This window comes from Kibdelosporangium philippinense, from assembly GCF_021390435.2.
GTDB lineage: Bacteria > Actinomycetota > Actinomycetes > Mycobacteriales > Pseudonocardiaceae > Kibdelosporangium > Kibdelosporangium philippinense.
In genome coordinates this window covers 76,596-88,709 of sequence record NZ_JAJVCN010000005.1, presented here as the reverse complement: position 1 = coordinate 88,709, position 12,114 = coordinate 76,596, and the positions used below count along the sequence as shown (strand labels likewise).

Below are 12,114 nucleotides of genomic sequence, written 5' to 3'. Positions count from 1 at the left end.
CCCGTGAACGGTCCTGATCTACCCACGCCCAGCGAATTGTTCGATGTCGATGCCTGCCGGTACCGCTGGCCTACCGGCGCGGAAAAAGTGGAGCTCTATCACGGAGTACCGGTCTTCCAAGGGCAGTTCGACGAACGCGACGTGGCTATCGCCCAAGGTGCTTACCCTGGCAGGCAGATCGTGCTCAACGAGAGCGGCGGGATTGAGATCCATCCCGCCGCCGTCCCACCGCGGTCGATCTTCGACACGATCATGGAACAGCTCGCTCAACGCCGACCGGAAACCGACCAGCGCGGGTGACTTAGTTCGTGCCTATGGGCATGTCGTCTACTTCACCCTAAGGCCGATTCCACCACTTGCCCAGGAGTTCAGCGACGACTATCCGCGCCGGGAAAGGGTGCCGGACTTCGAACACATCCTCCCCTTTCACCTCAGCAACTTGGACATAGTTTCTGGACTCGTCCAGTTCGAAGACAGTGAGCCATGCATCGAGCGGATCGATGATCCAATAGTTCAGAACGCCCATCTTCCGATAGGCGTCTTTCTTGACATTGGCGTCGATCACAGCCGTGCTCGGCGGTAGCACCTCCACCGCCAGCAGAGGCGCTACCGGCAACAACTTCTCCGTGAGGTCACCATATCTCGCAACGAGAACATCCGGCTGCACCTCAGTATGGATCGCCGACCGCACAGCGAACGGTGCCGTCAGCACCTCCAGGTCGATCGGGCAGACAGCGTCCAAGAGCGCACCGAGCCGCAAGACCACCTTCTGATGTCGCGTTCCTGGCGCGGGGCTCACAAACAGCACTCCGTCCACCAGCTCGTAGCGGCGGCCGTCATCGGGCATCCGCTCCAAGTCCTCGACCGTGAGCGGTCCCGACCCACCTGGAAACTCGACCATCACAGCTGTCATGGTCCCTCCGTTTCTTCATGCTGCCAAGTGCAGCAGAGGGCCATGCACACTTGATGGGACCGGGAATGGGATTTCCATTCCCGGAATTCCCGCTACTTCTTGCCCTTGGGCTTGTCGCCTGCCTCGTCGGTGGACAAAGCCGCGACGAAGGCCTCCTGCGGCACCTCGACCCGGCCGACCATCTTCATCCGCTTCTTGCCTTCCTTCTGCTTTTCCAGCAGTTTGCGCTTACGGGTGATGTCACCGCCGTAGCACTTGGCAAGAACGTCCTTACGCATCGCCCGAATCGTTTCGCGGGCGATAACGCGCGAACCGATGGCGGCCTGGATCGGCACCTCGAACTGCTGGCGGGGAATGAGCTCACGCAGTTTCGTGGCCATCCGCGTGCCATACGCATAGGCGGCATCCCGGTGCACGATCGCGCTGAACGCGTCCACCGGTTCGCCCTGCAGCAGGATGTCGACCTTGACCAGGTTCGCGGTCTGCTCGCCCGCTTCCTCATAGTCCAGCGACGCGTATCCACGTGTGCGGGACTTCAGGGAGTCGAAGAAGTCGAAGATGATCTCCGCCAGCGGCATTGTGTAGCGCAGCTCGACGCGGTCCTCCGACAGGTAGTCCATCCCGCCGAGCTGGCCGCGGCGCGCCTGGCAGAGCTCCATCACCGTGCCGATGAACTCGCTCGGGCAGATCACCGTCGTTTTCACGATCGGCTCGTAGACCTCCATGATCTTGCCGTCGACCCAGTCGGACGGGTTGGTCACGGTTGTCTCGAAGCCGTCGTCGGTCACCACGCGGTAGACCACGTTCGGCGCTGTGGAAATCAGCTCCAGCCCGAACTCGCGCTCCAGCCGGTCGCGGGTGATCTCCAGATGCAGCAGGCCGAGGAAGCCGCAGCGGAAGCCGAAGCCCAGTGCCGCCGAGGTTTCCGGTTCGTACGTCAGCGCCGCGTCGTTCAGGCGCAGCTTGTCGAGCGCTTCACGCAGGTCCGGGTAGTCCGAGCCGTCCAGCGGGTAGAGGCCCGAGTAGACCATCGGCCGCGGCTCTCGATAACCGGCCAGCGGCTCGGTCGCGCCCTTGCGTTCCGAGGTCACCGTGTCGCCGACCTTGGACTGGCGGACGTCCTTCACACCGGTGATCAGGTAGCCCACCTCGCCGACGCCGAGGCCGACGCTTGGCTTGGGCTCGGGCGAGATGATGCCGACCTCGAGCAGTTCGTGCACCGCTCCGGTGGACATCATCCGGATCCGCTCGCGCGGGGTGATCCGGCCGTCCACGACCCGGATGTAGGTCACGACGCCGCGGTATGTGTCGTAGACCGAGTCGAAGATCATCGCCCGGGCCGGGGCGTCGTCGCGGCCGACCGGTGCCGGGACCTTCCGGACGACCTCGTCGAGCAGCTCACGCACGCCGACACCGGTCTTCGCGGAGACCTTCAGCACGTCCTCCGGCTCGCAGCCGATGATGTGCGCGAGCTCACGTGAATACTTCTCCGGGTCGGCCGCCGGCAGGTCGATCTTGTTCAGCACCGGGATGATCGCCAGGTTGTTCTCCAGCGCCAGGTACAGGTTCGCCAGTGTCTGCGCCTCGATCCCCTGTGCGGCGTCGACCAGCAGGATCGCGCCTTCACACGCTTCGAGCGCGCGGGAGACCTCGTAGGTGAAGTCGACGTGCCCGGGGGTGTCGATCATGTGCAGGACGATTTCCTCGTCGTCGACCACCCATGGCAGGCGCACGTTCTGTGCCTTGATCGTGATGCCGCGTTCGCGCTCGATGTCCATCCGGTCCAGGTACTGAGCCCGCATGGCGCGTTCCTCGACCACGCCGGTGAGCTGCAGCATCCGGTCGGCCAGGGTGGACTTGCCGTGGTCGATGTGCGCGATGATGCAGAAGTTCCGGATGCGCTCCGGCGGCGTGAACGTCGTATCGGCGAACGTGGCCACTGATTCCCTCGCTGTTTGCATGCCTGACCGCTCAATAGTCCCATGACCAGTACGCTCGCCGCGTGCGTGATCCCGGCGAGGACCCCAAACCTGCCCACGGCTATGTCCGGCAGGTGCATGTGATCGAGCCCGGCTCGAGGTTGGACTACTCCCCCGACCTTGACGGCCTCGCTGATCCCGGTGAGATCGTCTGGGCCTGGGTCCCTTACGAAGAGGACCCGGACAGGGGTAAGGATAGGCCGTTGTTGGTCATCGGACGAAACGGTCACCGTCTGCTGGCCATGATGCTGTCCAGCAAGGACCGGTCAGGCCAGCGTGGCTGGGTCGGCTTGGGCGGCGGTGGGTGGGACCGGGACGGCCGTGAGTCGTTCGTCCTGCTGAGCCGGATGTACGAACTCGACGAGGACGACATCCGCCGGGAGGGCGCCGTGCTGGAGCCGGACAGGTTCCAGCGCGTGGCTGAAGCGATCGCCGCACGGATAAGGGGCTGACATGCTGGCCGGATACCTCGCACTGCTTGTGGCAATAGCGGCCGGGGTCATCACGGCCATCTTTGCCCTGTTCAACGCCACGTGGGCGTCGCTGGTGTTGATCTTCATACTGCTGGCGTCGTTCGGCCTGTTCCTGCTGCGTCCCAAGACCACGGCGCAGCTGCAGCAGGACGCGTGGATCAACCGGAAGCTGCATCCCGGGCTGTGGCAGATGGTCGACGAGGTGGCGCAGGTCGCTGAGACCCGGTCGCCCGACGAGATCCGGCTCGGGCCCGAGATGCGCGCCACGCTGAGCGAACAGGGCGGTTTCCGTTCCCTGGTGGTGGGTTTGCCGCTGCTCGGCGGATTGTCGACGAGCGAGCTGCGTGCGGTCACCGGCCACGAGCTCGCGCATTTCGAGACCGTGTCGCCGTTGGAAGCACGGCTGCCGCGTGTTGTCCTGTTCCCCTACCGGTTGATCACGAAATCGCAGAGCCGGGCGCGGGCGGAACATGCCGAGGAGGTGGCGGTCGCCGCGGCTGGGGAAGAGGTCGCGAAGGCGGCGTTGATGAAACTTCCCGCACTGGCGAGCGTGTGGCACGACTTCCGCCTTTCCTCCGCACGCGTGTCCTACCAGTACCGAACGCCCGACCTTGTGCAGCGGTTCAACGCTTTCCTGTCCACTCCGCAAGGCACGGAAGCGCTGGCCAAGGCCGGTGTCGCGGAGTGGGCCGAGCACGGCGGACCGGCGTGGGAACTGCTCAGCGAACCGGACAAATCACTGCCGTATTTGCAGCGTCAGCTGTTCGAGGAGCTCGGTGTGGCACGGGACGAGAAAACCGTCTGACACATTTCCTTGTGGACAACCACTAGCCCCAAGGTGCAGACTTCCGCGGCCAGGTCGGGGGATCTGAGCAATCAAGGGGTGGACATCAGTGGGGGTTCGGCTACGCGCCGGGTTATCCGTCGTGCTGTTGATCGGATTCTTCGTCCTGATCACAGGTCTGATCGTGGGCTTCGCGGGCCTGGCGATCTACGCGCTGGCGACGGGACGGCTCGCGGGCATCAAGCTCGTCATCGTCGTCGGGATCGTGATCTTCGCGATCGGTGGCGCGCTGTACAAGGTGCTCAAGCACCGACCACAACCGCATGGGGCGTCGATCACGCGCGAGGAACAGCCTGAGCTGTGGCGCATGATCGACGAACTCGCGGTCATGGCGAACACACGCGGGCCTGACGAGGTCAGGCTCGTGCCCGAGGTCAACGCCGCGGTATGGGAAGACAGCAAGCTTCTCGGGCTACGGCCGGGGCGTCGGTACATGGAAATCGGTCTGCCGTTGCTTGCTGGGCTGACCACGAGCGAGCTGCGTGCCGTGTTGGGACACGAGCTCGGGCACTACAGCCACGGGCACACCAAGTACGCCGCCGTGACGTACCGCGCGTCGGCGACCATGGCACATACGGTCAACGAGCTGGACGGTCCGATCGGCTGGCTCATGCGGCTGTACATGAAGCTGTACTTCCTCGTCGCACGGTCGGCCAACCGTGCGCAGGAGTTGCAGGCGGACGCTCTGGCCGTACGCGCGGCAGGCAAATCGGCCGCCCGCTCGGCGCTGGGCAAGATTCCGGCGCTGGACGTGGCATGGGCGCACTACAACCGTTCGTACGTCGGGCTGGTTGGGCAAGCGGGCCGTACGCCGGATTTGTTGCTGGGTTTCAATTCGTACCTCACCAACGACAAGCGCCGGGAAGACCTGGCTGCGTTGCAAGGCGAGATGCTGGACGCCGAGCCCGCGTCCAAGTACGACAGCCACCCGCCGATCCGGGTCCGGATCGCCACGATCGACAAGATGACCGAGCCGGACCAGCAAGCCGACAACCGGCCATCGTGGACAGTGTTGCGTCACCCCGAGGACACCGTCCCGCGGCTGGAAGGCCAGTTGCTGACCCGCGACTTCGGCCCTCGGGCGTCGTGGCAGGAGATCGTCCAGCTGGCGGGCGCCGCGATCGACAAGAACAACGCCGAGGCCCTGGTCAAGCTCGCCACGGTATCCGGAGTGACCCGTACCGGCAGCCTCGACGAGGTGCTGACCGCCATCGATCAGGGCAAAGCCGTCGCGCTCGCGTCGCCGGCGCTCGACGAGGACATGCACCCGCACGACAAGCAGAAGGCCGCGGTCGAAGTGCTGACTCAGCTGGTCAGCGACACCATCAGCCTGGCGCTGATCAGCTCGCAGCGCGCCGCGTACGAGCTGGACTGGTCGGGGCCGATGCGGCTGCGGCTGGCAGGCGGCGAGCTGCTGGACGTGTCGGAGGTGGTCGAGCCCGCGGTCGCCGACCCCACCCGGATGCCCGCGCTGCGGGAGTGGCTGGCCAGGATGAACGTGGACACCGGGCAGCCGAGTCCTAAGTGGAACTACGACCCGTCGGCCAGGTGATCGATCGACGAACGTGGCGATGCGCGCCTGGCTCGCTGTACTGGCGCTGGTCGGGTATTTCGTGTTGCTTGGCGCGATCGTGTGCGCCTGTGTGTGGATGATCGTCGAGCAACGGGGAACCTGGGCGATCCTGCTCGGCATCGTCTTGATCTGTGCGTTGCTCACCGGCAACCTCGGCTTTTCCGGACGCGCTCGCTACCAGGCGCACGGCGCGTACATGACCAGGACGAGCCAGCCGGAGCTCTGGCGAGTCGTCGACGAGCTGGCCGCGACGGCGCGGACGCGGACACCCGACGAGATCGTGATCGTGGCCCACGCCAACGCGATGGTGTGGGAAGACACCCGGCTGCTCGGGCTGCGGCAAGGTTTCCGGCACCTGGCGATCGGTCTTCCGTTGGTCGCCGGGATGTCGGTGAACGAGCTACGGGCCGTGATCGGTCACGAACTCGGCCACTTCAGCCACGGGCACACCAAGATGGCCGCGTTGACCTATCGAGCCACGAATGGTCATGCGGGCAACCGCGGAGGACACCAGTGGCAGCGCGGTCGGCTGGCTGCTGCGCGGTTACTCACGGCTGTACATGGCATTCGCGGGTTCGGTGAACCGGGCACAGGAGCTGGAAGCCGACGCGGCGGCCGTGCGGGCAGCGGGCAAAGCCGCCGCCCTATCCGGGTTCCGCGAGGTCCCCGCGCTGGTCAAGGCGTGGCAGGAGTACACCGAGACGTACTTCGAGCTGCTGCCGTACGCCGATCGGACTCCGGAGCTGCTCAAGGGTTTCCGTGACTACCTGGCGGATCCCGTGCGCGCCACCGAGTTCGTCACGGACCAGGCGCTGCTGTTGGACGCCGATCCGGAGAAAACCGTGCCACGGTTGGAGATCCCTCCGGTGCCAGAGGATCTCGGGCCGCGGGCGGACTGGGCACAGATCGTCGAGATCGCCGGTGCGGCCGTCGCGGCCGAGCAGGCAGCGGTGCTCGGAGTGCACAGTGGCACGGCCGCCGACGCGATCAACGCGGTGAGCGCGGACCACGACCGTGACACCCTGATCGCCCTGGTCGAGAACGCCATGGTGCACGTGCTCATGCGCGACGGCCTGGCCAAGCACGAGCTGAACTGGTCAGGCCCTTGGCATGTGCGCATGATCAACGGCGAGCTGTTCGACGTCACCGAGCTCGTCGCCGACGTGGTCGACGATCCCACTGGGCTGCCCGAGGCCCGTGAGTGGTTCACGTCGCTTCACGCCAGCCTGGTGATGTCGACGGTCACCTCCAACGCGGTCGCGTCGCCACCGGAATAAATCCCTTTGAGCGGGGCGACATCCGCATAGTCCCGGCCAAGCGCGACCCAGACATGCCGTGGGCCGATCGGGATGGCGTTGGTGGGGTCGTAGCCCCACCAACCGCCGGTCCACGCCTCGATCCAGGCGTGGCTTTCGCCGCGTACGGTCTCCTTCGGCTCGCCGTCCGGCTTGGTGTGCAGGTAGCCGGAGACGTACCGGGCAGGGATTCCCATGGCACGCAACAACACCAGGGTGACGTGGGCGAAGTCCTGGCAGACGCCTTCCTTGGCCCGGTACGAGTCGACCGCCGACGAGTGCACGCCGGTGGTACCTGGCTGGTACTTCAGCTGCTCGTGCACCCATTGGGACGCTTCGAGAACCGCTTCGGCCGGGGTCTTGCCCTTGCGCAGGGTCCTTGCCACAGCGGCGAGTTCACGGTCGCGTGGCGTGTACGCCGTGGCTTCGAGCAGTTCGGTGTACCGGTCGACGAGGTTGTCCTCGCGTAAATCCGCCCAGGTCCCGGTGCGGATCGGCTCGACCTGGCCGCTGGTTTCGACCACTGAGGAGCCGACGACCTTCAGCTGGGTGTGCGGCGCGTGCAGGTCGAAGGAGGTGACGACCGTGCCCCAATAGTCGACATATCGGTATTGCCGAGTGGCTGGGGTGGTCTCGACGCGGCTGACCACAACGCTTTGCTTGCGGTCCGCGCGTGGCGTGACGCGGACTTCGTTGTATGACTGGGTAACCGCGGACCGGTAGCGGTACCCCGTCGTGTGAACAACCCTGACACGCCAGCTCATTTCCGCTCCTTGCTGGCCGCCGCCGTGAGTCGCTGAGGCACTGTGTTGAATGGCTCGCTCGCAAGCTCGCTCACGAAGACACCTCCGCGTTGGTCCACGCGACCCAAGGCGCGGTGTGGAAGTACTGCTGCGACACGGCTTCACCCACGTCCCGGACGGTAGCCTGCAGCCCGCGCAACAGCTTCGGCAGGTCGTTCAGCAAATCCGCGGGCCGGAGGAACTCCAGGTCGCTACGGGCCTTCCCGAGCAGCCGCAACGCTTCCGCCCTCGCACCCACCCGAACGTCAGGCTGATGGTCAAGCTGCTCGAGGCACGCTTCAGCTTGCCGCAACGAGTAGAACACCGACCGAGGAAACAGCCTATCCAGCAACATGAACTGCACGACCCGTGCCGCGTCCAACGCGCCACGGTAGGTCCGTAGGTACGTGTCATGCGCGCCCGCTGAGCGCAGCACGGTCACCCAACCCGGGGAAGACGCTTTGTCACCCACACGGGACATCAGCAGCCGCACGATCATGTCCACGCGTTCCACCGAACGGCCGAGCACGAGGAACCGCCAGCCGTCGTCGCGGCTCATCGTGGAGTCCGCGAGCCCCGCGAACATGGCCGCGCGGTCCTCGACGAACGAGAAGAACGCGTGCGGGCCCACCTGACGCGCGTAGCGTTGCCGCTCCGGCACGGCGTTCCACATGGCGTTCAGGCACTCCCACATTTCGGTTGAGACCACCTCGCGGGCGCCGCGGGTGTTCTCCCGTGCGCTGGTCAACGACGAGACGATCGAGCCCGCGTGGTCCTCGGAGTAGGCGACCAGTTCGGTCAGTGACCACACATCGAGGGTGTTGCCGTTTGGCGGGTCGATGCCAAGGACTGCCAGCAGTTGACGGCTGGTGGCGTCCGGGTTGACCGTGGCGTCTTCAAGCAACTGGTGCACCGAGACGTCGAGGATTCGAGCCGTGTCGTCGGCTCGTTCGACGTAGCGTCCGATCCAGTACAGCGACTCGGCGTTGCGTGCGAGCATCGTGCCTCCTGCCTGTCACTGTTTCTAGGACTGTTGCTGCTGTTGTTGCTGCTGCTGGTTATTGGACAACTCCGGGCCCTGGTCCACAGCCGTCGAGCTCATCCCGGCCATCTCGGCCAGCCCAGGCTCGGCCAGCTCGCGCTCCACAGTGGACGACCGGGCGGCCAGCACCCAGGTGTCCTTGGACCCGCCACCCTGCGACGAGTTGACGATGAGACTGCCCTCCGGCAGCGCGACCCTCGTCAACCCACCGGGCAGCACGAAGATGAAGTTGCCGTCGTTGACCGCGAACGGCCGCAGGTCGACGTGCCGGGGAGCCAGCTTGTCGCCAACCTTCGTCGGCACGGTCGACAACTGCACGACCGGCTGCGCGATCCAGCCCCGCGGGTTGCCCCTGATCTTGCGCCGCAACCGGTTGAGCTCAGGGCCGGTGGCCTCGGCGCCGAACACGATGCCGTAACCGCCGGAGCCCTCCACCGGCTTGATCACCAACTCGTCCAGATTGGCCAGGACGTGCTCACGTTCTTCAGGCAGCCAGCACCGGAACGTGTCCACGTTGGGCAGCAACGGTTTCTCGTTGAGGTAGTACTGCACGATCTCCGGCAGGTACGTGTAGACGAGCTTGTCGTCCGCGACGCCATTGCCCACCGCGTTCGCGATCACGACGTTGCCCGCGCGGGCCGCGTTCACCAGCCCCGCGACGCCCAGCACCGAGTCGGGCAGGAACTGCACCGGGTCGAGGAAGTCGTCGTCGATGCGGCGGTAGATGACGTCGACCTGGCGTTCGCCCTCGGTGGTCCGGATGTAGACGGTGTTGTCGCGGCAGAACAGGTCGCGTCCCTCGACCAGCTCGACGCCCATCTGGCGGGCCAGCAGCGAATGCTCGAAGTACGCGGAGTTGTGCACGCCCGGCGTGAGGACAACGACGTTGGGGTCCGCGACGTTCGGCGCCGCCGAAGCCCGCAGCGCGCGCAGCAGGTGCCCCGCGTAGTCACCGACCGCCCGCACGCGGTGGCGCGCGAACAGGTCCGGGAACACGCGCGCCATCGTGCGACGGTTCTCCATGACGTAGGACACCCCGGATGGGCACCGCAGGTTGTCCTCAAGCACCCGGAACACGCCTTGCTCGTCCCGCACGAGGTCGATCCCGGCGACGTGGATGCGTACACCGTTGGGCGGCGAAATCCCGGCGGCCTCACGGTGGAAATGCGCGCAGGAGGCGATCAGCCTGCGCGGCAGCACGCCGTCCCGGATGATCTGCGCGTCGCCGTAGATGTCCGCGAGGAACATCTCCAGCGCCCGGACTCGCTGCACGATGCCGCGTTCCAACTTGGACCACTCCGACGCGGTGATCACGCGGGGAATGAGGTCCAGCGGGAACGGCCGCTCCTGCCCGGACAACGAGAACGTGATGCCCTGGTCCACGAACGCACGGCCGAGCGCTTCGGCACGAGCTGCAAGATCGGAGACCTCGGAGGGGGCAAGCGAGTCGTAGAGGGTTCGGTACGCCGACCGGACCGAAGCTTCCTCGGCGAACATCTCGTCGTACGCGCCCGCGTGCGGACGGCCGGGGTCGAGATAGCCGTCGAACAGCGCGCCTGGTGCGTGCCCATTGGTCGACGGGTCGGTCTTGGCCCGTGAGGTGGTTGCGCGACGGCTCATGGTCGACATCTTCACCCAGCGAAACGCCATCGCGCACTACTCTGTCCGGCCAATGTCCCTGCCTGTTACGTACCGGAAACCTCCGATGAACGTCACGAAACAGCGATCAAGACAACCCCAGTGAGCACAACGAGTGCCCCGGCAAGCCGTTGAACGGGATTCGGTTCGCGCAGCCACCGCCACGCGATGAAGCTGCCGAACACAATCGACAACTCCCGAGCAGGCGCGACCATGCTCACAGGAGCGATCCGCATCGCGTACAGGACAGCGATGTAAGCAGCCGGAGACAAGACAGCGATGACGAGCACATCGACTTTGTGCTCCCGCCACAAAGGACCGATACGTCCACTGTTGCGCGCGGCATAGGGCGCCATAAGCAAGCTCTGAATCACCGCACCCGTAGCGGAGTAAATCAACGGCGGCACGGTCTGAACAGAGAGCGCGTCCCACAACGTGTAGCTCGCGATCGTCACCCCGGTGAGCCCGCCGTAGAAAAGACTCGGCCCAACCGACACATGCTTCTTGCCCAACCCGACGACAAACACGCCCGCCACAACCACCGCAGCACCCACAAGCGCCAAATGCCCCGGCCGCTCATTTAGGAACGCGACCGCCGCGACCACGGAAAGCAACGGACCGCTCCCCCGCGCCACCGGGTACACAACCGACATGTCGCCCGCCGCGTATCCCTTCTGCAACGCGAGTCCGTAGGCAACGTGCAGTACGGCGCTGACGCCGGACGCAAGCAGCCAATGCCACTGTGGCGGTTCCCCAAGCAGAGCGATGCCCGCGACCGGCAGCCAGATGACAGCTGACGCGGATTGGTAAAGCCAGACGAACAGCGGACCACCCGTGCCCGCCCGCTTCGCGGAAAAATTCCACCCCGCGTGGGCAATCGCGGCGAACAGGACAAGACCTACGGCGACAAGATCCACAGGTCCCCACCCTGCTACAAGCTGCGAGAACGTCGTTACCCGTTTTCCCAGGGGGTGGATTCGCCGACAAAGGTGACGGGTTGTTACTCTCTACGGCAGCCGTGCCGTGTGGCATTCCGCCCTGGAGGAAACCCGCGACCAGCGGGGCCGACAAGTCGCGGTACGGCAATCCGGATAGCGATACTGAGGAGTACAAGCGTGGCCAACATCAAGTCCCAGATCAAGCGCATCAAGACGAACGAAGCCGCTCGCCTGCGCAACAAGTCCGTGAAGTCCTCGGTGAAGACGGCGATCCGGAAGTTCCGCGAGGCCGCCGACGCCGGCGACAAGGACAAGGCCATCGAGCTGCTGCAGGTCGCCAGCCGCCAGCTGGACAAGGCCGCGGGTAAGGGCGTCATCCACGCCAACCAGGCCGCCAACCGCAAGTCGGCAATGGCCAAGCGCGCGAACAGCCTCTGACAAGAGCCTGCAGAAAGGGGCCCGCACCTGCGAAGGTACGGGCCCCTTTCGCATGTCCGGCCGAACCGTCCTACCCGCCCGCGCGCCTCTGCCTGCGGTGGCCATGGTGTTGCCATCCGGCCACATGGCCCAGCGAGACCTACAAGCTCCCGGCCCCTCGCATGTCATGCCCCTGGAACCATCACCATCTCGCCATCCA

12 protein-coding genes are annotated in these 12,114 nt (G+C 65.5%); 6 read left to right on the top strand and 6 right to left on the bottom strand.

The window, feature by feature from the left end; translation table 11 throughout:
- Positions 1–3 precede the first annotated feature (3 nt).
- Positions 4–300, top strand: coding sequence for a hypothetical protein (locus tag LWC34_RS53530; RefSeq protein WP_233734330.1), 297 nt, complete (start codon positions 4–6; stop codon positions 298–300).
- 37 nt (positions 301–337) lie between these two features.
- Here LWC34_RS53530 and LWC34_RS53525 read toward each other — a convergent pair whose 3' ends face one another.
- Both LWC34_RS53525 and lepA read right to left on the bottom strand, forming a co-directional pair.
- Positions 338–913: a Uma2 family endonuclease gene (locus tag LWC34_RS53525; RefSeq protein ID WP_233734328.1), complete on the bottom strand. Its 576-nt coding sequence runs from the start codon at positions 911–913 to the stop codon at positions 338–340.
- 92 nt (positions 914–1,005) lie between these two features.
- Positions 1,006–2,853: a translation elongation factor 4 gene (gene lepA, locus LWC34_RS53520; protein WP_233734326.1), complete on the bottom strand. Its 1,848-nt coding sequence runs from the start codon at positions 2,851–2,853 to the stop codon at positions 1,006–1,008.
- 62 nt (positions 2,854–2,915) lie between these two features.
- On the opposite strand from lepA, the gene LWC34_RS53515 reads away from it, so the two are divergent.
- The 4 genes from LWC34_RS53515 (at position 2,916) to LWC34_RS53500 (ending at position 6,545) form a co-directional block, all read left to right on the top strand.
- Complete coding sequence (locus tag LWC34_RS53515) at positions 2,916–3,344, top strand: type II toxin-antitoxin system PemK/MazF family toxin (RefSeq protein WP_233734324.1); 429 nt, start codon at positions 2,916–2,918, stop codon at positions 3,342–3,344.
- 1 nt (position 3,345) lies between these two features.
- The gene (locus LWC34_RS53510; protein ID WP_233734322.1) at positions 3,346–4,170 is read left to right on the top strand and encodes a M48 family metallopeptidase; all 825 of its coding nucleotides are present in this window, start codon (positions 3,346–3,348) and stop codon (positions 4,168–4,170) included.
- 88 nt (positions 4,171–4,258) lie between these two features.
- Complete coding sequence (locus tag LWC34_RS53505) at positions 4,259–5,761, top strand: M48 family metallopeptidase (RefSeq protein WP_233734320.1); 1,503 nt, start codon at positions 4,259–4,261, stop codon at positions 5,759–5,761.
- 19 nt (positions 5,762–5,780) lie between these two features.
- On the top strand, positions 5,781–6,545 hold the full coding sequence (locus LWC34_RS53500) for a M48 family metallopeptidase (RefSeq protein ID WP_233734318.1): 765 nt from the start codon (positions 5,781–5,783) through the stop codon (positions 6,543–6,545).
- Positions 6,546–6,998: 453 nt separating this feature from the next.
- Here the strand turns inward: LWC34_RS53500 and LWC34_RS53495 are convergent, their stop codons facing one another.
- The 4 genes from LWC34_RS53495 to LWC34_RS53480 all read right to left on the bottom strand — a co-directional run bounded on the left by LWC34_RS53495 (position 6,999) and on the right by LWC34_RS53480 (position 11,456).
- Entirely contained in the window at positions 6,999–7,841 is an 843-nt protein-coding gene (locus LWC34_RS53495; RefSeq protein ID WP_233734316.1) for a transglutaminase family protein, read from the bottom strand.
- Between the two features lie 70 nt (positions 7,842–7,911).
- Positions 7,912–8,859 carry an alpha-E domain-containing protein gene (locus LWC34_RS53490; RefSeq protein ID WP_233734314.1) on the bottom strand — a complete coding sequence of 316 codons (948 nt, stop codon included), beginning with the start codon at positions 8,857–8,859 and terminating at the stop codon, positions 7,912–7,914.
- Positions 8,860–8,883: 24 nt separating this feature from the next.
- Positions 8,884–10,521 (bottom strand): circularly permuted type 2 ATP-grasp protein, encoded by a 1,638-nt coding sequence (locus LWC34_RS53485; protein ID WP_233734312.1) that lies wholly within the window; start codon positions 10,519–10,521, stop codon positions 8,884–8,886.
- A 92-nt stretch (positions 10,522–10,613) separates the two neighbouring features.
- Positions 10,614–11,456 carry an EamA family transporter gene (locus LWC34_RS53480; protein ID WP_233734310.1) on the bottom strand — a complete coding sequence of 281 codons (843 nt, stop codon included), beginning with the start codon at positions 11,454–11,456 and terminating at the stop codon, positions 10,614–10,616.
- Between the two features lie 198 nt (positions 11,457–11,654).
- Between LWC34_RS53480 and rpsT the strand changes: the two genes are divergently transcribed.
- The gene (gene rpsT, locus LWC34_RS53475; protein WP_037269325.1) at positions 11,655–11,915 is read left to right on the top strand and encodes a 30S ribosomal protein S20; all 261 of its coding nucleotides are present in this window, start codon (positions 11,655–11,657) and stop codon (positions 11,913–11,915) included.
- The last annotated feature ends 199 nt before the right edge of the window (positions 11,916–12,114 follow it).